The sequence below is a fragment of the Lachnoanaerobaculum saburreum DSM 3986 genome (assembly GCF_000185385.1).
Lineage (GTDB): Bacteria > Bacillota > Clostridia > Lachnospirales > Lachnospiraceae > Lachnoanaerobaculum > Lachnoanaerobaculum saburreum.
In genome coordinates this window covers 2,147,054-2,170,048 of sequence record NZ_GL622296.1, presented here as the reverse complement: position 1 = coordinate 2,170,048, position 22,995 = coordinate 2,147,054, and the positions used below count along the sequence as shown (strand labels likewise).

Below are 22,995 nucleotides of genomic sequence, written 5' to 3'. Positions count from 1 at the left end.
TAGAATAATTATTTGTGCCGATTATTTAATTAACTATATACTAGTATATATACTCTTGGGTGTATATTGTTTGAGAATTTGAGATAGTAAATGATACAAAAACGACCATACAAGAGCTTATTACTATTGTATGGTCGTGATTGCTTTGTCCCTGATTGAAACTATCACTCAAATTTCTTTACAGCATTTAAGTAAGAACCACCAAGAGAACACTATTCACGGAGGCGAAGAGATTCGAACTCTCGTGCCACAAAAAGTGACAACCTGATTTCGAGTCAGGCTCGTTATGACCGCTTCGATACACCTCCACAATTAGTATACAAAGTTTTTGTAATTAAATCAACTCAAATTATAATTAAAATATTTGCACTGAATATGTATAATATAGAAGAAATTCTTATAACTATATAAATATTATTATAAGAAAAGTATAAAAAGGTTGAAAAAATATATATTCTATGATAATATAGTTGCAACAAAAGACACTTAATTAGACAGGAGGATTTGACATGCGTTGTAAAAATTGTGGTTCTGTGAATAGTGACGGAGTTAAGTTTTGTGAGAATTGTGGTGCTGCATTTGAGAGCGTGAATATGCAGCAAAACCAAAGTAATACTGATTCTAAGGAATCTAATCCTATCAGTAGTCAGGGTGGTATGAAAAAATTGCCGAAGAATATTATTTTCGGTGCAGCAGGTGTTATAGCGGCTCTTTTTATTATAGTGACAGTTGCATTCGCTATGAATTCAGGTAAAGTAATTGATTTGAACAAGTATATAAGCTTTGAGTCAAGCGGATATGACGGATACGGAAAGGCGAGTATAAGTGTTGACTGGGATAAGCTTGAAAATGATTATGGGAAAAAGGTAAAGTACAGCAGTAAGGGCAAGAAAGAGTACGGAGTTTTGACCTATGCATTTGAACCGATGTCGGTTCTTCATGATGCCGTGTCGGGAATAAGTATTGATAAATCTGAGAAATTAAGTAACGGTGATAAGGTTAAGTATACATGGAATGTGTCTGATGATACAACAAAAAGCATAAATTATAAGCTGAAGTATAAGGACGGAGAATTTGAAATAAAGAAATTAAATGAATTGAGTAAATTTGACCCGTTTGAAGATGTAAAAGTGAATTTTTCAGGAATTGCACCGAACGGTAAGGCCGAGATTACTTACAACGGCGGTGGAGATATATTGCATAAATATAATTTTAAACTTGATAAGTTTGATAAACTGAAAAATAATGACACTGTTACTGTAAGTCTTAATCTCGATGAAAATAAAATAGCTTCTATGGCAGACATGTACGGAAGAATACCTGAGAAGATGAGCCAAACTTACACTGTATCCGGACTTGAAACCTATGTAACACAGTACAGTGAATTACCGCAGGATTTCATAAAAGAAGTAAACGATAAGGCAAAAGAGGTTGTAAAGGAATATACGGACAGTGCATACGGCGAAGGCACTACACTTTCAGATCTTAAGTATGAGGGTTATGCACTGAAGACAGATTTGGATGAAGTGTATAACGGGTTGTATATTGTATACAGCAGAGTACTTACAAGTACCGACAATAAGTATGTGACCATAAAGATGTATTATCCTGTAGCATTTAGGACACTTATGCTGGCAGATAAAGTAACTTATAAGAGCGGTCCGGAGATTATAGGAAAGACAAGCTATGTTACAGGAACTTCCGATGAATCAAAAGGATATAAGCGTCCATATAATTTTCTTGAACAACGCAGCGGTGAAAAGGTGGCAGCAGGGGACGGCTTTGAAAAGTATGAGCACGAGTCATATGTACATAAGCTGGAGGATATGACAGATGAGTATAGAAAGTCGTTGCAGGATCAGGCAAGACTGACTTTGGATGCTTATATTGCCAAGGATTATAAACCGAATATGCAGGTATCCGATATACAGTTTGCAGGAGAGTATTTGCAGTATACTTCCAATGATCAGGAACAGTTTAACGGTACAAATATATACTATGTAGTGTTTTCGGCAAATTTATCAGATGCCAACGGAAAATTCCCAACCACTACCATTTATTATCCGGTGGAATATACCTATGTAATGAAATTAAGTGATGAGGACTTTTTAACAACATACCATTCGGATGTTTTCCTTAGCAATCTTATGCTTCCTAACAGCTTGGATACAACAAGAGGATTTACAGACGGAAATGAGATGTATAAAGGTATTATAAGTAATCGTACCAAATTATATGAGCATCAGGTAAGTGAGGGCTTAAAGCAGTTTGGGGAATAATCATAAATATATTATGAAATGGATAGAAAGACATCAAAAGCTTACTCTTCTTATTATAATGTTAATAATTGCTTTTGGAATATATATATGGGAGGATATTAATTCATATGTAAAACTGGAACCGGAATCTCCTAACGGAGTATATCTTGTCGCACAAACAACAGGTAATATGCGTTCTTCGACCGGTACTGTATACATCAAATACCCTAACTCAAATAAGTTGTTCAAAACCAGAGTAGAGTTTGGTGAAGATGAAGGGTCGGCTTTAGCAAAACCGTCAAACCGCCTCTCAATTGTGTGGATAGATTCTCACCATGTATCTATAACTTTTAAAGGCCGTGACTATGATAGACCTATTACTAAGATAGTAGAGTACTGATTAATCAGTGCTCTACTATTTAGCATTCCAATGTATTTTTGGAAATTATGAATTATGTTAACTTATAACGTAATCGTTTGAATATTTGACAGGTCTAAAGTAACAGTGGCTGTTTTAAAGTGTATTTCATATAATATCAATGAATTTCCGGCAAAGTCTATAGTGTTTTTATAGTCAGGTATCTTATCACAAAAGCAATCTTCCAAATCAAAAACGGTTTTTTCGCTTCTTAGAGCAATTCCTCTTGCTTTTATATGCTCATTTCCTTTTTTGGGGATTGTTGTAAAGGCGACGTTTCTGTTTTGTTCCATTTCTTTTACTTTTTCATTGTCTTTAAATGTCGCAAAGTATAGTACATTATTTTTAGGATTAAAATAATAGTTGACTATTCTGACATTTGGAATGCCGTTTGTTCCGATAGTTGCTAAAGCAAGGTCAGCCTGTGTGTCCATAATTCTTTGGAATTCTTTTATTGTATCCATGAAAACCTCCATTTTTATGATAAATGAATAATACAATATGTATTTAAATATGATTAGTATAACAGATCTTTTTATATGAGTATACAATATTTTCGTACTTTACTATAGTAGAGAAATAAAGTGTTGACAGTTATACTTTAGCATGCTACCATAAGAAAGTGTTAAGGCAAAGCGGTAAAGAAAGTTATGAGGTGTATTTATGAAAAAAATTTATTTACTTGGAGTTTTAGCAACAATTATGTTGGTAGGCTGTTCATCAGCAAAGACTATCGAAAGTTCATCAGCATCAACGGATACAAGTATAGCAGAAAGTAAGTTGACAGATGAGACTTCTATTGCAGGCACAGACGCTAATAAAACTTTTACGGTGGGATTTGATCAGGATTTTCCACCTATGGGGTTTGTTGGAGATGACGGGGAATTTACCGGATTTGACTTAGACCTGGCAGCAGAGGTGGCAAAGCGATTGGGCAAAGAGATAAAGTATCAGCCTATAGCCTGGGATGCAAAAGATATGGAACTTACATCCGGTAATATTGACTGTATTTGGAACGGCTTCAGTACACAGAACAGAGAAGATAAATATACATGGACAAAGCCGTATATGAAAAATGATCAGGTATTTGTAGTAAGATCTGATTCTGATATCAATTCGTTTGTGGATTTAGCAGGAAAAACAGTGGAGGTCCAGACGGATTCGTCAGCCGAAGCGGTATTAAAAGAAAATACGGAACTGTCAGGTACATTCGGTAAATTACAGACTGTGGCTGATTTTAACACAGGCTTTATGGATCTTGAAATGGGTGGTGTGGATGCTTTGGCTATGAACAGCGTAGTGGCAAATTATCAGATCACAAAAAGAGGTGGGAAAGGTTTCAAAGTTTTGGATAAGCCACTTTCAAGTGAAGAATATGCGGTAGGATTTAAACTTGGAAATACAATATTGAGGGATGAGGTGCAGACGGCGCTTGAAGAGATGAAGGCAGACGGTACATTAAAGAGTATTTCTGAGAAATGGTTCGGTAAAGATGTTACTACATTAGAGTAACAGCATATGTAGTGAACAATAATTTACCACAACTATAAAATTAACAAATGACATGTACTTTTTCAATATCTTTAAATGTTGCAAAGTATATGACATTATTCTTAGAATTAAATAATAGTTGACTATTTTGACATTTGGAGTGCCGTCTGTTCCTATAGTTGCTAAAGCGAGTTCAGTCTGTGTGGTCATAATTCTTTGGAATTCTTTTATTGTATTCATGAAAACCTACATTTTTATGATAAATGAATAATACAATATAGAAAAAGTGTTCTATCAAGCTTCCAACTTGGAATAGACATAAAAGCTTATTTGATGTATACTTTTTTCATATGTGATATCATCAGATATCGTCTAAATAAGTAACAGATAGTTAGAAGAAGGGAAAGCTATGATTGACATTAAGTTTTTAAGAGAGAATCCGGATGAAGTAAGACAGAATATAAAAAATAAATTTCAGGATTTTAAACTTCCTTTGGTTGATGAAGTTATAGAGCTTGACGAAAAGCTTAGAAAAACAAAAGTAGAGGCTGATGAGCTTAGAGCAAAGAGAAATAAGATTTCAAAAGAAATCGGTACACTTATGGCACAGGGCAAAAAAGAAGAGGCCGAGCAGGTAAAGGCATCAGTGGCAAGCCTTGGAGAACAGTTGGCTAAGTTGGAGCCTATTGAAGCTGATCTTGAAGAAAAGATTAAAAAAGATATGATGACCATTCCGAACATTATAGACCCAAGTGTACCGATAGGTAAGGATGACAGCGAGAATGTAGAGATTGAAAAGTTCGGTGAGCCTTTTGTTCCTGATTTTGAGATACCGTATCATACAGAGATTATGGAAAAGCTGAACGGAATCGACCTTGACAGTGCAAGAAAGGTTGCAGGAAACGGGTTCTATTATCTTATGGGAGATATTGCAAGGCTTCATTCGGCAGTAATCTCATATGCCAGAGATTTTATGATTGACAGAGGGTTTACATACTGTGTTCCTCCTTTTATGATCAGGTCTGAAGTGGTTACAGGAGTAATGAGTTTTGCGGAGATGGATGCTATGATGTATAAGATTGAGGGAGAGGACCTCTATCTTATAGGTACAAGTGAACATTCTATGATTGGAAAGTTCATTGATACTATGAATGAAGAGGCTAAGCTTCCATATACGCTGACATCTTATTCACCATGCTTTAGAAAAGAAAAAGGAGCACATGGCATTGAGGAGAGAGGTATTTATCGTATTCACCAGTTTGAGAAACAGGAGATGATAGTTGTCTGCAAACCTGAAGAGTCAAAGATGTGGTATGACAAACTTTGGCAAAATACTGTAGATTTATTCAGATCTCTTGATATACCGGTCAGAACACTTGAGTGTTGTTCAGGAGATCTTGCGGATCTTAAGGTGAAATCATGTGATGTGGAGGCGTGGTCGCCAAGACAGAAAAAGTACTTTGAGGTAGGAAGCTGTTCAAATCTTGGAGATGCACAGGCAAGAAGACTTAGAATCAGAGTAAAGGATGAAAACGGTAACAAGTACTTTGCACATACACTTAACAATACTGTTGTAGCACCGCCACGTATGCTTATTGCCTTCCTTGAGAACAATCTCAATGAGGATGGAAGCATCAGAATACCGGAGGTTTTAAGACCATATATGGGTGGAAAAGAAGTTATAGGGAAGTAATATATGCACCCTGTGTATACGGGGTGTGTTTTTGAAAGGAGGAGCTTTTGAGTTTTTCATTTGCACATTTTAATTTTAACGTTCTTGATTTAGAGAAAAGTTTGAAGTTTTATAAAGAGGCACTTGGACTTGAGCCTGTAAGAAAAAAAGAGGCACAGGACGGCTCATTTACTTTGGTATATCTTGGAGATAAAAAGACAGGCTTTGAGCTTGAACTTACATACTTAAGGGACAGGAAAGAGCCTTATAACCTCGGAGAGCTTGAGTATCACCTGGCTATGGCTACAGATGATATGAAAGCTTCTCATGAGCTTCATGAGAAAATGGGTGTTATATGTTATGAAAATCCGGCTATGGGAATTTATTTTATAAACGACCCTGACGGATATTGGATTGAGATTGTACCAAGTAATTTATAGAGGTAAATATGGCAAAGATACAGATGATTACTCCACTTGTTGAGATGGATGGAGATGAGATGACAAGAATCCTGTGGAAGATGATTAAGGATGAACTTATACTTCCGTTTGTGGATCTAAAGAGTGAATATTATGATCTGGGGTTAAAGCATAGAGATGAGACAGGTGACAAGGTAACTGTAGAGTCTGCCAATGCCACAAAAAGACTTGGTGTAGCTGTAAAATGTGCCACCATCACCCCGAATGCCGCAAGAGTAAAAGAATATGACTTAAAGGAGATGTGGAAATCTCCGAACGGAACCATCAGAGCTATCTTAGACGGTACGGTATTCAGAAAACCTATATTGGTAAAGGGTATTGAGCCGAATGTGAGAACATGGAAAAAGCCTATAACCATTGCCCGTCACGCCTATGGTGATATATATAAGAATACCGAGATGATTATTGATAAACCCGGGAAGGTGGAGCTTGTATATACAGATAATGAGGGCAATGAAAAAAGAAGTCTGATACATGAGTTTAAGAGTGCCGGAATTGCGCAGGGAGTTCACAATCTGGATTCTTCTATCGAAAGCTTTGCAAGGACTTGCTTTGAATATGCTCTGAATCAAAAAGAAGATTTGTGGTTTGCTACAAAGGACACTATTTCAAAGAAGTATGATCATACATTTAAGGATATATTTGAAGAGATATATGATTCAGAATATAAGGAGAAGTTTGAAAAGGCAGGTATTACCTACTTCTATACATTGATAGATGATGCGGTGGCAAGGGTTATGAAGTCGGAGGGAGGATTTATCTGGGCTTGTAAAAACTATGACGGAGATGTTATGAGTGATATGCTCTCATCTGCGTTCGGTTCACTTGCTATGATGACTTCGGTGTTGGTTTCTCCTGACGGTTGCTATGAATATGAGGCGGCACACGGTACCGTTCAGAGGCATTATTATAAATATTTGAAGGGAGAACCTACATCTTCAAACTCAGTGGCGACTATCTTTGCATGGAGCGGTGCATTAAGAAAAAGAGGAGAACTTGATGCCTTGCCTGATTTGATTGATTTTGCAAACAGACTTGAGAAAGCTACTATTGATACTATAGAGTCGGGTAAGATGACGGGAGACCTTGGTGCAATATCAACATTGGACAATATAAAAGTTTTAAACAGTGAAGAGTTTATACATGAGATTGCAAAGCATTTGCAATAAATAAGTGGCAGTTTCCTTGCGGGAGCTGCCATTCTACATATTTTAGGAGAGAGATGGGATACAGATTTTATTTTGGAGCCTCAGGTGTAGGAAAGACCTATAGAGCTTTTAGCGATATTATAGACGAGGCTCAAAAAAACTTAGAAAAGAATTTTTTTATTATTGTGCCTGAACAGTTCACAATGCAGACTCAAAAGGATATAGTGCAGATGCATCCAAATCATGCTGTAGGTAATATAGATGTACTTAGTTTTAACAGGCTTGCTTACAGAATATTTGAAGAGCTTGATATAGAAAACCCGGAGGTTTTGGATGAGCTTGATAAGGCACTTATACTTAGAAGAATTGCAAATAAGGTGGAACTTAAGGCATGGAAGAAGCAATTTCAAAAGGCAGGCTTTATCGACAATATAAAGTCTCTTATTTCGGAGTTTATGCAGTATGATATCAGTGACGACTTTATAAAGGAGCAAGTAAACAACAGTGAAGTGGATTCGCTTCTTAAGATAAAACTTGAAGATATATATAAGTTAAAGACCGGATTTGAAGACTATATTGCAGGAAAATATTTCACAAATGAGCAGATACTTGATATCTTGAATGAAAATATAGTAAACAGCGAATTGTTAAGGAACAGTATTATCTTGTTTGACGGTTATACCGGTTTTACACCTATTCAAAACAGAATTGTTTCAAATCTTATGAAAGTGGCGGATGAGGTCAGATTCAGTATAACTCTGGGAAGAGGGGTTGACCCTGACAGCAGACTTTCTGAAAGTGATCTTTTTTTTGTCAGCAGTAAGATGATTTTACAGATAAATGAGATGGCAAAGAAGGTAAATATAAAAAGATTGCCGGATATAAACCTAAATACAGGCAGTGTATACAGGTTTAAGAACTCAAATGACCTTGCATTTTTTGAAGAACATTTTTTAAGATATGACGGGAAAAAGTCAAAAGAGGTATCAGATATTGAGATAAATTACTGTATGAATCCTTTAGATGAAATAGATTTTACAGCTAATAAGATACTTAGCCTTGTAAAGGATAAAGGCTACAGGTATAGGGATATTGCAATAATTTATGGAGACCTTGAGGATGTGTCTGATGCACTGATAAACAGATTTCATCAACTTGAGATTCCATACTATCTGGATGAGAAGATGGAAGTGGACAACAATGAGCTTGTAGAGTTTATCAATGCCTTTATCGCTGTTATAAGCGAGAACTTTTCATATGATGCATTAAACAGATTTTTACGACTTGGACTTCTTCGATTTGATAAAAGACTTGTATCACTGCTTGACAACTACCTGCTTGAAACCGGTATAAAAGGATATAAAAGATTACATTCCGAATTTACATATCTGCCAAGGAGTTTTGGTGAAGATGAACTGAAAGATATAAATGAGTTCAAGGACTTTGCTCTTAGCAAGTTGGATACTCTTTATTCAGCTATAAGTAAGAGTAAGATAAATATAAAGGATGCACTGTCAGCCTTAAGAGAGATATTTGAAAAAGAAAATATAGAAGAAAAACTTCAAAATATAAAACCGGAGCTTGAAGCAAGAAATGATTTTAAAAGGGCGAGAGAGTATGAAGGGATATTTGATGAGGTTATCAGCCTGTTTGACAGATTGGAGCTTGTACTTGAAGGTGAAAGCCTGACTAAAAAAGAGCTTAGTGACCTCCTTTATACAGGCTTTGAAGAGATAAAGCTTGGAATGATACCTGACAGAGTGGACAGGGTGGTTATAGGTGATTTGAAAAGAACCAGACTGGGCAGTATAAAGGCGTTATTTGTATGTGGTGCAAATGACGGAAGTCTGCCGACAGTTAAGGAATCAGGCGGACTTATAAATGACAGGGAAAAAAGAAAGTTAAAGTCATTGGGCTTTAATCTGTCGGATACCGTTAGAGAAGATCTGTATACAGGCAGATTTTATCTGTATCAGGTGCTTACAAAGCCGTCCGATAAGCTGTTTATAAGCTTTACAGGTATGGATTTTGAGGGCAAGTCATTGCGTCAGTCAATACTTATAAATATGATAAAGTCAATATTTGTGAATATAGAAATAAAAAACAGAAAAGAGGCTAATATATATTCAAAGTTTGAGGCAAAGGAATATCTGAGTGAAAACCTAAGAAAGCTTCGTGCAAAGGAAGTTATAGATGAGGAATTTATAAGATATATTGCGACTTTTTTTGATAAGGAGTTTATAAAAAGACTTATATCAGCCGCAATGTATGTATACAAGGACAGCAAAATAGGTGAGAGTGCGGCAAGAGAGTTGTTTGGTGATGAACTTCGTGTAAGTGTGACAAGACTTGAAAATTACAATGCCTGTCCTTTTGAACATTTTATAAGATATGGACTTGGAGTGGAGGAAAGGCAGATACATTCATTTAAAGCATCCGATATAGGTACACTTGTACATGATATGCTTGAAAAATGTTTCAGATATGCAAAATCAAGGGATAAAAAGATTGCCGAGATGGATGAATCCGCATTATTCGCACTTGTAGATGAGGCTGTAAGTGAAAATATGGCTTCTGAAAAAAACAGTATATTCAAAGAGAGTAATAAATCAAAGTATCAGCTTGAAAAGATTGTCAGAATGACAAAGCTTACAATGCTTGTACTTTCAAAGCAACTTGCAGCAGGCAACTTTGAGCCGAAATATTTTGAAAAAAGTTTCGGTGAAAGTGATAATCTTGAAGCTTTAAATATTGAACTGAAAAATAATGCAAAGATGTATCTTAGAGGAAAGATAGACAGAGTAGATACATATGTTGATGAAGATGCCACCTTGGTAAAGATAATTGACTATAAGACAGGAAATATGAAATGGGAGCTTGACATGCCTTTTTATGGAAGGGCATTACAACTTGTAATATATCTGGATGCGGTGATGGAGCAACTCACAAAAGAAGGTAAAGAAGTTCTTCCGGCAGCATTTTTTTACTACCATATAGACGAACCTTTTCTTACAAGAGATGAGGCAAAGAAAGAAAACGCCTTTTTAAGTAAACTGAAGCCTATGGGTATAGTCAATACCGACCTGAATATAATAAAGCATCTGGATAAAAGTATTGAAACAGGCAGTGATGTCATACCGGTGTTGTTAAAAAAGGATGGAAGTATTTCAAAAACTTCAAGTGTAGCAAGTACGGACAGGATAAACCTGCTTAGAAAGTATGTAAGACAAAAGGCAAAGAATACTGCTGAAAATATCCTAAGCGGTGAAATCAGTATCACACCTTCTTTAAGAGGAGGAAGGTCAAGCTGTGAATATTGCCCATATAGTGCAATATGCGGATTTGATGAGGGAATAGAAGGCTTTGTATACAATAACTTGGTAAAAATCAAAGATGATGATATTTGGGAAATGATGGAGAAAAATGAGCATGTGGACAGAGGCACAACAGGCGGCAATTGATATAAAAAAAGGAAGTATATTGGTATCTGCCGCAGCCGGAAGCGGAAAGACAGCGGTACTTGTAGAAAGAATAATAAAAAAGATAACGGATAATGAAAACCCGATAGATGTGGATACACTTTTGGTAATGACTTTTACAAGGGCGGCAGCCGCATCTATGAAGGAAAAAATCTATAATGCTTTATTAAAGGAGATGGAAAAGCATGAAAAAGACACTAAGGAATTTAAGAGACTGAAGGAGCAGTCCGTACTTTTAGCTTCTGCGAGGATAATGACAACAGACAGCTTTTGTCTTTCAATAATAAGAGAGAATATTGACAAGATTGATATAGATCCTGCCTTCAGTGTGGCGGATGAGAGTGAAATATCGCTTTTAAAGGCGGATACTATGGATGAGCTGTTGGAAAGTGAATATGAAGCTGCAAGTAAAGACTTTATGGAGCTTAGTGATGCCTTTGCAAACAGCAAGGGTGATAAAAGTATCTCAGAGTTCATTGAAAAGCTATACAGATTTGCCGTCAGTAAGCCTTGGCCTTTGGAGTGGCTTGATTCATTGAATGAAAGCAGTGATAAATGGCAGGAATATATATATGTTCAGATAATAAAAAGTGTAGATTCTATTTTACAGGATATTGATGAAGTGATTGATATATGTAATATGGAAGATGGACCTGCAAACTACCTTGACACTGTTTTGGAGGAAAGGTTAAGTATCTGCAATATAAAAAAGTCAAAGGACATATTTGAACTGTCAAGAAAGTTAAACCTGATAAGTTTCGGTAAGTTAAAGGCGGTAAGAGGAGGTAATACAGATTTAAAAGATAGGGCTAAGGCAATCAGAGATAAATATAAAGAAAACATTTTAAAGCTGGCAAAGGATTATGACTTTGACAAAGACAGAGTTTCTTTGGAAGAGAAAAGTGAAAAGGCAAAGATTAGAGCTGTTGTAGATTTGACAAAGAAGTATATATCTCTCTTTAATGAAAAAAAGAGAGATAAAAATCTGGTAGACTTTTCCGATATAGAACATCTGGCACTTGGCATACTGTTGGATGAAAACAAGAATTCGACTGAAGTTGCAGAGGCCTATAAAAAAGAGTTCAGTGAAATTTATATTGATGAATATCAGGACTCCAATTATTTACAGGAAGCCATAGTGATGGCGATAGAGAAGAACAATATCTTTATGGTAGGAGATGTAAAGCAGTCGATATATGGATTCAGACAGGCTTCTCCAAAGCTTTTTATGAAAAAGTATAAAAACTTTAAAAGTTTTGAAGGTGCAGATAATGAAGATGCAAAGAAAGTTATTCTAAGTAAGAATTTCAGAAGCAGAAAAAACGTGCTTGACGGAGCCAATGCTATATTCAAAAAGATAATGAAAGAGGATATAGGCGGTATTGAGTATGATGAGGATGCGGCACTGTATCTTGGAGCAAACTTTGAAGAGGGTAAAAAAGAGTATATAAGCGAGGTAATGCTCACAGATGTAGGAAGTATTGAGGACGATACATCTGATATAGAGCTTGAAGCAAGAGCTATTGCAAAGAGGATTAAGGAGCTGAAAAAAGATCTGAAGGTAGACGGCGGAAGAGATTTAAAATATAGCGATATAGTGATATTGGTTCGTTCAAATATCGGTGAGAGTATAGCCAAAGTCTTGAATGATGAAAATATTCCGGCATATGCTGAGAATAACAAGGGATACTTTAAGACCTTTGAGGTGAGAAAGATACTTGCCATATTGGCAGCTATAGATAATCCATACTCGGATGTGGATTTGACCGCATTTTTGAACTCTGAGATTGTAGGAATGACTGATTTGGAGCTTGCAAATATTGTAGCGGACTACAGAAAAAAACAAAATATTGAGAAGTCAAAACAAGTCAGAATGATGGATGCCGTTATATTTGAAGAAAATGAAGGCGGTATTGAGGAGAGTACTAAGAAAAAGATAAGGACGGCACTTTACCTTTTAGATGAATACAGACAAAAGTCTACATATATGAATATCCAATCACTGCTACAGGATATATATAATAATACTGATTTTTTGAATATAACAGCTGCAATGCCGGGAGGTCAGGTCAGAAAAGCCAATCTGATGTTGCTTATAAGTAAGGCAAGAACCTTCGGAAATTCGGGCTACAGCGGACTTTATAATTTTATCAGATATATTGCAAAACTGAAGGACTTTGACAATGATTTCGGGGAGGCAAGTATACTTTCAGAAAATGATGATATTGTAAGGATTATGACCATACATAAGTCAAAGGGACTTGAATTTCCGGTGTGTTTCCTTGCCAATACCGATAGAAGTTTTAATAAGACTGATTTGAAGCAGGGGATGGTAATAGATAACGATTTCGGCCTTGGCATGCAGTATGTGGACAGTGAGCATAATATAAAAGACAGTTCAATAAAGCAGAATGTAATAAAATATAAGCTTGGTACTGAGCTTATGGGAGAGGAACTTAGAGTACTTTATGTAGCACTTACAAGAGCCATGGAAAAGATGATTGTTTCAGGCACTTGCAATAATATAGAAAAGAGCCTTGAAATAAATAAGGAAAATCCGAAATTTCTTGATATCAGATCATGTAATTCATATCTTGATTTGATACTTTTAAGCTTTGATAAGATACATTTTGACTTAAGAAAATATGATTATAAATCACTTCTTGATGATGAGAAACTGACTCAAAAGGAAGTAAGAGATCTGCACAAAGTATTTGAGGGAAGTGATGTGCAAAACTATGATGAGTTAAAGAGTAGGCTTGATTTTCTATATCCATACAGTGTAAATGTGGATTTGAAGACTAAATTTTCTGTATCTGAAATCAAAAGGATGTCTCAAAGTGAGGATTTTGAGTTGGCAGAAAATAAAAGGAAAGAAAAATCGGATTCAAAACTGACAAGTAATGCCGGTGAGCGCGGTAATGCCTATCATAAGCTTATGCAAAAGCTTCACTATGAAAATATAGACGGTTTTGCAGACAGACTTGACTTTGTAAAAGCAGAGATTGCACTGCTGAAGAATGTTTCTTACAGAGAACTTATAAATCCGGAGGATATTGTAAAGTTTTTGGATACAAGTCTTGGAAAGACCTTTATTAAGTATCGCAAGAACTTAAAGAGAGAAAACAGGTTTATAATGGGCATCTCTGCAAGGGAAGCAAAGATGGGAGACAGTGATGAGACTGTACTGATACAGGGAGTTATAGATGCGTATATAGATACAGATAACGGACTTATATTGGCAGACTACAAAACAGATCATGTAAAGGATGAGGCTGTACTTATAGACAGATATAAAACTCAACTTGGACTGTATAAGAAATCTCTTGAGATGAGTACGGGAAAGCAGGTAAGGGATGTTTTTATATATTCATTTACACTGGGTAAGGAGATAAGAATGCACCCCTGAACAGGGGTGCAATAAGTTATATGTAAAAGTCAGTTACCGTTCGGGTTTAGACATTTGCCTTCTTTATCAAACTGATAGTTTACACCTTTGATATCAATTGCACGGTCTCTTGCCATCTTACCGTCAAGCAGTAAATAATACCATGTGTCACCGGCACCTTGAACCCACTCATCAGTCGCCATTTTACCGTTTGAGTGAACATAGAATGTGTTTGTGCCGTCCTTTATCCATTTGCGCTTTGCCATTTCACCATTGTAGTTGAAATAGTACCAGGCACCGTCATCCTTATTCTTTACCCATTCACCCTGTGCCATTACACCTGTAGAATGCAGATAGTAATATGTATCTTTTATCTTTTGCCAACCTGTAAGCATTGCTCCTGTATTATTAAGATAATACCAGTTACCGTTGATTACTTTCCAGCCTGTTGTCTTTTTACCTGAAGAATCTATATAGTACCAGGAACCGTCCCTTTCTTCCCATTTAGCCTTTTCAATAACATTTATATGTACGGATTTTGTAATACCTTGATAGGTAACTGTAATATCTGTCTCACCTACCTTATCGGCATGAATCTCGCCCTGTGTCACATCTGCTATATCGGGATTTTGTGATGTCCACACTGCAATTTGACTGACATTGGTATATATACCACCTTCTAAGAATATCGCCTCTGCGGATACTCCAAACTGTAATTCAACATCCATGGCGGTAGGAGTCACTATAAGATGATGATCCAGTTTATCCTCAGAATCCGCTCCTGAATTGGCCAGTGCAAGTTCTGTCATTTTTTTCTCAATAGAATTTACATCAAAACTGCTCTCCAGATCAATTCCGCCGCCGTTATAAACATCACCGATATCTGTCGAACTTAATAATTCTTTTACAATATCTTTGTTTTTTGAGTTGTCAGCATTAGTAAAGCTACCCTCTGTAGTTGATGTTGAATTAGTGCAACCTGTTATTAAGCTACTGCTACCAATGCAAATTGATAGGAATAAAAATGGTATAATTCTTTTCATAAGCCTCCAAAGTTAAAACATTATAAAAGTATTATAGCGATTTAAAAATATCATTTCAATATATATTTACTGCAATCTAATACAATTCCATAAAATATATAACACCCGGAGCCCGGCTCATAAGATTTAAGATAACGGAATGACTGTTTTTAGTCTTACCTTTGACAGTCATAGTAGCTGATTGGCATATATTTATAAGTGAAGGATTTTTTGCAAGGTCAATCTCCACTATATCCAAGTCGTTTTTTCTTAGATATATGAACAGTTCACTAAGCGGCATTGTATTGTCATATTCTATATACAGTTCTACTGCTTGAGAGTTTTTTCTGACAAAACCCTCAAGTTTTTGAAGGGATGCCATTACAATAAATACTGCAATGCCTCCTGCAACGGCTCCCTCATAGTAGCCTATTCCTATAGTCAGTCCACAGCAGGCGGCAGTCCAAATGCCGGCGGCGGTAGTGATTCCCTTTACCTGATTGTGACCTGTAAGTATGATAGTGCCGGCACCTAAAAAACCTACTCCGCTTACAACCTGTGCTCCAAGTCTTACCGGGTCACCGCTTTTAAACACCTGAAATACATACTGATTTGTAATCATTACAAGCGTTGAACCGAGACATACAAGCATATATGTTCTAAAGCCCGCAGGTCTGTTCTTTCTGCCACGATCAAATCCCAGTATTCCACCTATAAATAGAGACAGAACAATGCGAATTATAAGTGAGTAAAGATTTAATTCTCTCGGCATATAAACTCCTTAAAAACTTGATGTGAATATTATATATGTAATGTACGATAAGGTAAATAGATTTTCCTTTTTCTTGCTTTTAGCCATGCTATAGGATATAATCATGTGATTATATGTAAATGATATGGAGGATCATATGACAAGGCATTTGCTAAGAGAACATTGTTTTAAAATATTATTCAGTTTGGATTTTTATCCTGAAGAAGAGGCTGAAATTCAAACAGATAATTATTTTGAATCACCGTCTTTGGAGGATGAAGATGATGTGCTTATTCATGATGCAAACTACGGTGATGGTGATATAGAATATATAAGGTCAAAAGCAATGCTGGTTCGTGATAATCAAGCAGAGATTGACAAAATGATTACTGAACTCTCACAGGGATGGAAACTTGAGAGAATCGGAAGAGTGGAAAAGAGCATATTAAGACTTGCAATTGCTGAAATGAAATATGACAGTGATATACCTGTAAGTGTAGCCATAAATGAGGCGGTAGAGTTGGCAAAGGCATATGGTAGAGATGAGTCCTATTCATTTGTAAATGCGATACTTTCAAAGGCCGGTGTAGAGGAGTAGCGATATGGTTTATTCTGTATCAAAAGTGAATGCATATATCAAAAATATGTTTATGCAGGACTTTGTACTAAATAAGATATCAGTGGAAGGAGAAGTAAGCAATTGCACATATGCAGGCTCAAATCATATATATTTTACCATAAAGGATGAAGGAGGGACCTTATCTGCTGTAATGTTTGCAAGTCAGAGAGGAGGTCTCTCTTTTGATATGAAAAGAGGACAAAGGGTTATAGTTACCGGAAGTATCTCATGCTATGAAAAGGAAGGCAGGTATCAGCTCTATGCTGTCAAGATAGAAGAGGCCGGCAAGGGAGAACTGTATGAGAAATATCTTATTCTGAAGGAAAAGCTTGAAGATATGGGAATGTTTGATCAAAGCTATAAAAGAGAGATACCAAGATTTGTACAAAGTATCGGAGTGGCGACGGCACAGACAGGTGCGGTTATAAATGATATAAAGAATGTAAGTTATAGAAGAAATCCATATGTCAGAATAGTATTGGCACCATGCCTTGTACAAGGGGAGTCGGCATCAAAAAGTATTATTGCAGCTATAAAAAAACTTGATAAAATTAATCTGGATGTAATAATAGTGGGCAGAGGAGGCGGTTCAATAGAGGATTTGTACTGCTTTAATGATGAAAAACTGGCAGAGACTATATTTAATACAAAGACCCCTATAATAAGTGCAGTAGGTCATGAAACCGACTTTACAATAGCGGATTTTGTGGCGGACTTAAGAGCACCTACACCGAGTGCGGCGGCGGAAATAGCAAATTTTGTATATGATGATTATATGTATACATTGGATTTTTATAAAAAGAAACTTGGAGAATGTGCAGGAAGGAAGGTGGACTATACCAAAAGAGATTTGGATATGCTTCTGATAAGATTAAATACACTCAGTCCACAGATAAAACTGAGAGAACAAAAACAGAGGCTTGAAAATTTTTCTAAGACAATACAAAACAGTTTTAAAAATATCATGGAAAATAAGAAGACTGCACTGACAAATCTGTCAAAGAGACTTGAGACGGTTTCACCGCTGAAAAGATTATCAGGCGGTTATGCCTATATCAGTGATAAAGACAATAAAAAGGTACTAAGTGCGGCTGTTTTACATAAGGAAGATGAAATAAATATATTTTTTTCTGATGGAAAGATAAGGGCAAAGGTTTTATAATAGAGAGGTGTGATATGCAAAAAAAACAGAGAAATAAGCCGGATGAAAAGAAATCGGGTGAAAAGAAGCCAAGTATTGAAGAGAATCTGGCAAATATTGAAAGTGTGATTGCAAGGCTTGAAGAGCCGCAGACTACACTTGAGGAGGCCTTTATATTATACGAAGAAGGAATCAAACTGGTAAAGCAGGCAAGTGAGAGTATATCTCATGTAGAAAGGCAGATGGAAATACTTTCAGGAGATATTGATGATGAATAAAGACAGTTTAAGTAAAATAGAAAAGTTGATAGAGTCGTTCTTTTATAATGAGGATGAGTTAAATAAAAATGTGATAAAAGCCTCAAATGAAGCTATAAGAAATGGCGGAAAGAGACTTAGACCTCTCATAATGTTTGAAACATATAAGGCCATATCAGGTGATGAATACAGTGAAGAGATTATCGCCCCGTTTTTAGCCGCTATAGAGATGATACATACATTTTCACTTATTCATGACGATCTGCCTGCAATGGACAATGACAGATTAAGGCGAGGTAAGCCGACTACATGGGTCAGCTACGGTGAGGATATGGCAATACTTGCAGGTGATATGCTCTCAGTACAGGCTTTTGAGATAATATCAAAAAAAATGCAGGAAACAGACGATTTTAATATCCTAAAGAGGATGTCAAGGGCAATGTATACACTTGCAAGAGCTACAGGTGCGTTCGGAATGATAGGCGGACAATGTGTGGATGTGGAATACTCGGGAAAGAAAATGACTGAAGAGGTGATGAAATATACCTATGCACTAAAGACAGGAGCCCTGCTTGCGGCTTCTTTTGTGGTAGGCGGTATACTTGCCGGGGCAAGTGAGACAGAGGTTAGACTGCTTAAAAAGGCGGGCAGCTATGTAGGTGAGGCATTCCAGATAAGAGACGATTATCTTGATATAGTTGCAGATGAGAAAGAACTTGGAAAGCCTACACATTCTGATGAAAAAAATTTAAAGATAACTTATGTAAATATAGTCGGAACAGATGAAAGTCTAAGAAGGATAGTTTCGCTTAGTGAAAATGCCAAGAAATGTTTAAGTGAGGTAAGGGGAGATATGAGTTCTGTTGTTGAAATCATTGATATGATGGTGAACAGAACTTCATAAGAATAATATGATACTTGAAAGAATTGAAAAACCAAGTGATATAAAAAAACTGAATAAAAAAGAACTGAATATACTGGCAAGAGAAATAAGAGATTTTCTTATTGAAAAAATAAGTGTTACGGGGGGACATCTGGCAGGCAATCTTGGGGTGGTAGAACTTACTATGGCAATGCATATAGCTTTTGAATTGCCGAAGGATAAAATAATCTGGGATGTGGGACATCAGTCATATACACATAAGATACTTAGCGGAAGAAAGAATGCCTTTGACAATCTCAGAAAATTTGGAGGTATTTCAGGATTTCCAAAGACAAGTGAGTCAAAGTTTGATGTATTTAATACGGGACATTCATCTACAAGTCTTTCAGCAGGACTTGGAATGGCATTCGGCAGAGATATAAAGGGTGAAAACTATCGTGTCATCTCTGTAATAGGTGACGGAGCACTTACAGGAGGCATGGCATATGAAGCACTTAATAATGCGGTGCAGATAAAGACAAATTTTATTATGGTGTTAAATGACAATGATATGTCTATATCCAAAAATGTTGGAGGTATGAATGAGTATCTGAACAGTATCAGAACTGCTGACGGTTATACCAATTTGAAAAAGATAGTGAACAATTCACTTGAAAGATTGCCATATATAGGAAAACCTATAATAAAGAGTATAAAACAGACCAAAAACGGTATTAAGCAGATTTTGATACCCGGAATGCTCTTTGAAAATATGGGTATTACCTATCTGGGACCTGTGGACGGCCACAATATTACAGCACTTTTAAGAGTCTTTGAGGAAGCAAAAAAGGTTGAGGGATCTGTGCTTGTACATGTACTTACAAAGAAGGGAAAAGGATATACTCCTGCTGAAAAACATCCTGAAAATTTCCATGGAATAGGAGCTTTTGATATAGCAAACGGAATACCGAAGTCGGTAAGTAAAAAGCCGACATATACTGATGTCTTTTCAAAAAATATAGTGGAGCTTGCAACTGAGAATAAGAATATAGTGGCGATAACGGCTGCTATGCCGGAGGGTTGCGGACTGCTTGAATTCAGAGATAAGTTTCCGAGGAGATTTTTTGATGTTGGCATTGCAGAACAACATGCAGTCACATCTGCGGCAGGGCTTGCAGCGGCAGGGCTTACACCCGTAGTATGCATATATTCATCATTTTTGCAAAGAGGTTTTGATCAGATAGTGCATGATGTGTGTCTGCAAAATCTTCATGTGGTATTTGCAATAGACAGGGCAGGCCTTGTCGGTGCGGACGGTGAGACACATCAGGGAATATTTGATGTATCGTTCCTTACTTGTATCCCGAATATGACCTTGCTGGCTCCAAAGAATGCAAAAGAGTTGAAATCTGCACTTAAGTTTGCGATAGATTTTGACGGACCTGTTGCTGTAAGGTATCCAAGGGGTATTGCCTATGACTCTTTAAATGAGTTTGAAAGTAAGATAGAATTCGGCAAGGGCGAGATGCTCTTTGAAGAAAGTGATATAGCACTGTTTGCAATAGGAAGCATGGTCAGTACGGCAAAGAATTTAAGAGAAAAGTTAAAATCAAGGGGATTTAATGTTTCCGTTGCAAATGCCAGATTTTTCAAACCGATTGATTTTGAACTGGTGGATAAGCTGTGTAAAAATCATAAGCTTATTGTGACTATGGAAGAGAGTGTTATAAACGGCTCCATGGGTGAGAAGATAAAGGCATATATAAAAGATAGGGACTGTAATACAGATGTGTTAAATATTGCGTTGCCTGACGGATATGTTGAGCATGGAGATGTAAGCCTTTTGAGAAAGAAGCTTGAGATTGATTCGGACTCGGTACTGAAAAAAGTTTTAGACAGATATGAGAAGATAAAAGATGAAGGATAGATTGGATATACTTTTGGTAAAGCGTGGACTTGCAGAAAGCAGAGAAAAGGCTAAGGCCGTAATAATGTCGGGCATAGTATATGTGGACGGGCAAAAGGAGGATAAGGCAGGTCAGACTTTTGCCGATACTGCAAATATCGAAGTGCGTGGGAGTACTCTAAAGTATGTAAGTCGTGGCGGACTGAAGCTTGAAAAGGCTATGGAATGCTTTGATATAAGTGTTAAAGACAAAACTTGCATGGATATAGGTGCGTCAAGCGGAGGCTTTACAGATTGTATGCTGCAAAACGGTGCAAAAAAAGTCTATGCGGTGGATGTAGGTCATGGGCAACTGGCATGGAAACTTAGAAATGACCAAAGAGTGATTGTTATGGAAAAGACCAATATAAGATATGTAACACCTGAGGATATAGGTGAGAAAATAGATTTTGCAAGTATTGATGTTTCTTTTATTTCACTCTCAAAGGTTTTGCCGGTTGCATATAATCTTTTAAGTGAGAAAGGTGAGATAGCGGCACTTATCAAGCCTCAATTTGAGGCGGGCAGAGAAAAGGTGGGTAAAAAAGGTGTAGTCAGAGATAAGTCTACACATATTGAGGTGATAAAAAACTGCTTTGACTATGCCCAAAAAAACGGTTTTTGTGTAAAAGAACTTGAGTTTTCACCTGTAAAGGGTCCTGAAGGAAATATTGAATATTTATATCATCTTATAAAATCAACTTATATTGACAGTGATATTGATATAGAAGCTGTAGTAAATATGTCACATGAAAAGCTGTAGGAGGAAGGATGAAAACTTTTTTTCTTGTAGGAAATAGTGAAAAAGAGGGGATAAAAAACGCACTTATCAATCTTGAAAAAGAAATAAATATCAGAGGCGGCATATGCTATAAGTCGTTCGGATATATCCAACTGAAAGATTTCCCAAGTGTTGACTGCGTTATTACTTTGGGTGGTGACGGTACACTGATAAGAGCCGCCAGGGATATATCACATCTGGGTATTCCGATTATAGGCATTAATATGGGTCATCTGGGCTACCTTACAAGCATCAATAAAGCCAAGGATATCAGTTATATGGTAGATATACTGATAAATGATGAATATTTTATAGAAAACAGAATGATGATTTCTGCAACTGTAATACGGGATGGGAAAGAATTTAAAACCCTGACCGCACTTAATGAGGCTGTAATTACAAGAAGAGAAGTATTAAAAACATTAAGATGTAACGTGTATATTGAAGGGGATTTCTTGAATGAATATTCATCTGATGGTATAATTGTATCAACGCCTACAGGTTCCACAGCTTATAATCTAAGTGCAGGAGGACCTATTATAGAGCCAAGCTCAAAAATGATGCTTATCACCCCTATATGTCCACATGCACTTAGCCAAAGAAGTATAGTACTTTCATCCTCAAAGGTAATACGCATTTCATTCAGTGACCGTATAAAGTCTTCCAGAGAGCTGGTAGTGGACGGTGATGAGAGTGTAAGCCTTGAAAATAATGATGTGGTGGAGCTTAGAGAGTCGGAAATATTTGCCGGATTGATAAAGTTAAAAAAGGGAAGTTTTCTTGACAATATCAGAAATAAGATGAACAGGATTTGATATGAAAATAAAAAGACATTCAAAGATTATAGAACTCATTAACACATATGACATTGAAACTCAAGAGGAACTTGCACAAAGATTGGAGGAAAGCGGATTTGTGGTAACACAGGCTACAGTTTCAAGAGATATCAGAGACTTAAAGCTTTCAAAGGTTGTGTATGGAGACGGAAAGCAGAAGTATTCACTTATGCCGAAGCAGGACGGTATTTCGGAAAAATATGTTAGAATACTGAAAGAAGCTTTTATATCAATGGATATGGCACAGAATATATTGGTGTTAAAGACTGTATCAGGTATGGCTATGGCAGTGGCGGCCGCACTGGATTCTTTGCAAATGAATGAGATAGTGGGATGTATTGCCGGAGATGACACTATAATGGCGGCTATAAGAAGTGTAGATGATACTGTGGTTGTTATGGAGAGGATAAGGAAACTTATCTATAAGGAATAAATGTATAAGTATATC

At 36.6% G+C, this 22,995-nt stretch carries 19 protein-coding genes, 1 tRNA gene and 1 pseudogene; 16 read left to right on the top strand and 5 right to left on the bottom strand.

Annotated elements, in window-relative coordinates; all coding sequences use genetic code 11:
• Positions 1 to 219 precede the first annotated feature (219 nt).
• Positions 220 to 308 (bottom strand) — tRNA-Ser (locus HMPREF0381_RS09945).
• Positions 309 to 509: 201 nt separating this feature from the next.
• On the opposite strand from HMPREF0381_RS09945, the gene HMPREF0381_RS09940 reads away from it, so the two are divergent.
• Together HMPREF0381_RS09940 and HMPREF0381_RS09935 are read left to right on the top strand one after the other, a co-directional pair.
• Positions 510 to 2,279: a zinc ribbon domain-containing protein gene (locus HMPREF0381_RS09940; RefSeq protein WP_008751847.1), complete on the top strand. Its 1,770-nt coding sequence runs from the start codon at positions 510 to 512 to the stop codon at positions 2,277 to 2,279.
• 13 nt (positions 2,280 to 2,292) lie between these two features.
• On the top strand, positions 2,293 to 2,658 hold the full coding sequence (locus HMPREF0381_RS09935; RefSeq protein ID WP_008751846.1) for a hypothetical protein: 366 nt from the start codon (positions 2,293 to 2,295) through the stop codon (positions 2,656 to 2,658).
• A 62-nt stretch (positions 2,659 to 2,720) separates the two neighbouring features.
• Here HMPREF0381_RS09935 and HMPREF0381_RS09930 read toward each other — a convergent pair whose 3' ends face one another.
• Positions 2,721 to 3,140, bottom strand: coding sequence for a pyridoxamine 5'-phosphate oxidase family protein (locus tag HMPREF0381_RS09930; RefSeq protein WP_040461361.1), 420 nt, complete (start codon positions 3,138 to 3,140; stop codon positions 2,721 to 2,723).
• A 199-nt stretch (positions 3,141 to 3,339) separates the two neighbouring features.
• Between HMPREF0381_RS09930 and HMPREF0381_RS09925 the strand changes: the two genes are divergently transcribed.
• Entirely contained in the window at positions 3,340 to 4,188 is an 849-nt protein-coding gene (locus HMPREF0381_RS09925) for an amino acid ABC transporter substrate-binding protein (RefSeq protein ID WP_008751844.1), read from the top strand.
• Positions 4,189 to 4,243: 55 nt separating this feature from the next.
• On the opposite strand, the pseudogene HMPREF0381_RS09920 reads toward HMPREF0381_RS09925, so the two are convergent.
• Positions 4,244 to 4,407 (bottom strand): annotated as a pseudogene (locus HMPREF0381_RS09920) (pyridoxamine 5'-phosphate oxidase family protein); the annotation flags it as partial.
• A gap of 169 nt (positions 4,408 to 4,576) precedes the next feature.
• Here HMPREF0381_RS09920 and serS point away from each other — a divergent pair.
• From serS to addA, 5 genes are read left to right on the top strand one after another with little or no spacing between them, the layout of a single operon-like run.
• Entirely contained in the window at positions 4,577 to 5,860 is a 1,284-nt protein-coding gene (gene serS / locus HMPREF0381_RS09915; RefSeq protein ID WP_008751842.1) for a serine--tRNA ligase, read from the top strand.
• Between the two features lie 47 nt (positions 5,861 to 5,907).
• Complete coding sequence (locus HMPREF0381_RS09910) at positions 5,908 to 6,279, top strand: VOC family protein (RefSeq protein WP_008751841.1); 372 nt, start codon at positions 5,908 to 5,910, stop codon at positions 6,277 to 6,279.
• An 8-nt stretch (positions 6,280 to 6,287) separates the two neighbouring features.
• Positions 6,288 to 7,487: an NADP-dependent isocitrate dehydrogenase gene (locus HMPREF0381_RS09905; protein WP_008751840.1), complete on the top strand. Its 1,200-nt coding sequence runs from the start codon at positions 6,288 to 6,290 to the stop codon at positions 7,485 to 7,487.
• A gap of 53 nt (positions 7,488 to 7,540) precedes the next feature.
• On the top strand, positions 7,541 to 10,927 hold the full coding sequence (locus tag HMPREF0381_RS09900; protein WP_008751839.1) for a PD-(D/E)XK nuclease family protein: 3,387 nt from the start codon (positions 7,541 to 7,543) through the stop codon (positions 10,925 to 10,927).
• A complete protein-coding gene (addA, locus tag HMPREF0381_RS09895) occupies positions 10,890 to 14,354 on the top strand; it encodes a helicase-exonuclease AddAB subunit AddA (RefSeq protein ID WP_242824420.1) in 3,465 nt (1,154 codons plus the stop codon). The genes HMPREF0381_RS09900 and addA overlap by 38 nt, the downstream gene beginning before the upstream one ends.
• Positions 14,355 to 14,383: 29 nt before the next feature.
• Here addA and HMPREF0381_RS09890 read toward each other — a convergent pair whose 3' ends face one another.
• Positions 14,384 to 15,376: an N-acetylmuramoyl-L-alanine amidase family protein gene (locus HMPREF0381_RS09890; RefSeq protein ID WP_008751837.1), complete on the bottom strand. Its 993-nt coding sequence runs from the start codon at positions 15,374 to 15,376 to the stop codon at positions 14,384 to 14,386.
• Positions 15,377 to 15,452: 76 nt separating this feature from the next.
• Positions 15,453 to 16,127: an MgtC/SapB family protein gene (locus HMPREF0381_RS09885; protein WP_008751836.1), complete on the bottom strand. Its 675-nt coding sequence runs from the start codon at positions 16,125 to 16,127 to the stop codon at positions 15,453 to 15,455.
• 136 nt (positions 16,128 to 16,263) lie between these two features.
• Between HMPREF0381_RS09885 and nusB the strand changes: the two genes are divergently transcribed.
• Genes nusB through argR form a run of 8 tightly spaced genes read left to right on the top strand, consistent with a single transcriptional unit; the run spans position 16,264 to position 22,980 of the window.
• Entirely contained in the window at positions 16,264 to 16,704 is a 441-nt protein-coding gene (gene nusB, locus HMPREF0381_RS09880; protein WP_040461359.1) for a transcription antitermination factor NusB, read from the top strand.
• Positions 16,705 to 16,708: 4 nt separating this feature from the next.
• Positions 16,709 to 17,887 carry an exodeoxyribonuclease VII large subunit gene (xseA, locus tag HMPREF0381_RS09875; protein ID WP_008751834.1) on the top strand — a complete coding sequence of 393 codons (1,179 nt, stop codon included), beginning with the start codon at positions 16,709 to 16,711 and terminating at the stop codon, positions 17,885 to 17,887.
• Between the two features lie 14 nt (positions 17,888 to 17,901).
• A complete protein-coding gene (gene xseB, locus HMPREF0381_RS09870; RefSeq protein WP_008751833.1) occupies positions 17,902 to 18,144 on the top strand; it encodes an exodeoxyribonuclease VII small subunit in 243 nt (80 codons plus the stop codon).
• Complete coding sequence (locus HMPREF0381_RS09865) at positions 18,134 to 19,027, top strand: polyprenyl synthetase family protein (RefSeq protein ID WP_008751832.1); 894 nt, start codon at positions 18,134 to 18,136, stop codon at positions 19,025 to 19,027. Before xseB ends, HMPREF0381_RS09865 begins: the two co-directional genes overlap by 11 nt.
• Before the next feature lie 7 nt (positions 19,028 to 19,034).
• The gene (gene dxs, locus HMPREF0381_RS09860) at positions 19,035 to 20,912 is read left to right on the top strand and encodes a 1-deoxy-D-xylulose-5-phosphate synthase (RefSeq protein ID WP_008751831.1); all 1,878 of its coding nucleotides are present in this window, start codon (positions 19,035 to 19,037) and stop codon (positions 20,910 to 20,912) included.
• On the top strand, positions 20,902 to 21,693 hold the full coding sequence (locus HMPREF0381_RS09855; protein WP_008751830.1) for a TlyA family RNA methyltransferase: 792 nt from the start codon (positions 20,902 to 20,904) through the stop codon (positions 21,691 to 21,693). The genes dxs and HMPREF0381_RS09855 overlap by 11 nt, the downstream gene beginning before the upstream one ends.
• Before the next feature lie 8 nt (positions 21,694 to 21,701).
• The gene (locus tag HMPREF0381_RS09850) at positions 21,702 to 22,526 is read left to right on the top strand and encodes an NAD(+)/NADH kinase (protein ID WP_008751829.1); all 825 of its coding nucleotides are present in this window, start codon (positions 21,702 to 21,704) and stop codon (positions 22,524 to 22,526) included.
• A gap of 1 nt (position 22,527) precedes the next feature.
• Positions 22,528 to 22,980 carry an arginine repressor gene (gene argR, locus HMPREF0381_RS09845; RefSeq protein WP_008751828.1) on the top strand — a complete coding sequence of 151 codons (453 nt, stop codon included), beginning with the start codon at positions 22,528 to 22,530 and terminating at the stop codon, positions 22,978 to 22,980.
• Positions 22,981 to 22,995 lie beyond the last annotated feature (15 nt).

Bases quoted from the DNA above. Each gene is read 5' to 3' on its own strand.
- HMPREF0381_RS09930 (WP_040461361.1), bottom strand. From the start codon at position 3,140: ATGGATACAATAAAAGAATTCCAAAGAATTATGGACACACAGGCTGAC.
- serS (WP_008751842.1), top strand. From the start codon at position 4,577: ATGATTGACATTAAGTTTTTAAGAGAGAATCCGGATGAAGTAAGACAG.
- HMPREF0381_RS09900 (WP_008751839.1), top strand. From the start codon at position 7,541: ATGGGATACAGATTTTATTTTGGAGCCTCAGGTGTAGGAAAGACCTAT.
- HMPREF0381_RS09925 (WP_008751844.1), top strand. From the start codon at position 3,340: ATGAAAAAAATTTATTTACTTGGAGTTTTAGCAACAATTATGTTGGTA.
- HMPREF0381_RS09940 (WP_008751847.1), top strand. From the start codon at position 510: ATGCGTTGTAAAAATTGTGGTTCTGTGAATAGTGACGGAGTTAAGTTT.
- addA (WP_242824420.1), top strand. From the start codon at position 10,890: ATGAGCATGTGGACAGAGGCACAACAGGCGGCAATTGATATAAAAAAA.
- dxs (WP_008751831.1), top strand. From the start codon at position 19,035: ATGATACTTGAAAGAATTGAAAAACCAAGTGATATAAAAAAACTGAAT.
- xseA (WP_008751834.1), top strand. From the start codon at position 16,709: ATGGTTTATTCTGTATCAAAAGTGAATGCATATATCAAAAATATGTTT.
- HMPREF0381_RS09890 (WP_008751837.1), bottom strand. From the start codon at position 15,376: ATGAAAAGAATTATACCATTTTTATTCCTATCAATTTGCATTGGTAGC.
- nusB (WP_040461359.1), top strand. From the start codon at position 16,264: ATGACAAGGCATTTGCTAAGAGAACATTGTTTTAAAATATTATTCAGT.
- HMPREF0381_RS09885 (WP_008751836.1), bottom strand. From the start codon at position 16,127: ATGCCGAGAGAATTAAATCTTTACTCACTTATAATTCGCATTGTTCTG.
- HMPREF0381_RS09865 (WP_008751832.1), top strand. From the start codon at position 18,134: ATGATGAATAAAGACAGTTTAAGTAAAATAGAAAAGTTGATAGAGTCG.
- xseB (WP_008751833.1), top strand. From the start codon at position 17,902: ATGCAAAAAAAACAGAGAAATAAGCCGGATGAAAAGAAATCGGGTGAA.
- HMPREF0381_RS09850 (WP_008751829.1), top strand. From the start codon at position 21,702: ATGAAAACTTTTTTTCTTGTAGGAAATAGTGAAAAAGAGGGGATAAAA.
- argR (WP_008751828.1), top strand. From the start codon at position 22,528: ATGAAAATAAAAAGACATTCAAAGATTATAGAACTCATTAACACATAT.
- HMPREF0381_RS09935 (WP_008751846.1), top strand. From the start codon at position 2,293: ATGAAATGGATAGAAAGACATCAAAAGCTTACTCTTCTTATTATAATG.
- HMPREF0381_RS09855 (WP_008751830.1), top strand. From the start codon at position 20,902: ATGAAGGATAGATTGGATATACTTTTGGTAAAGCGTGGACTTGCAGAA.
- HMPREF0381_RS09905 (WP_008751840.1), top strand. From the start codon at position 6,288: ATGGCAAAGATACAGATGATTACTCCACTTGTTGAGATGGATGGAGAT.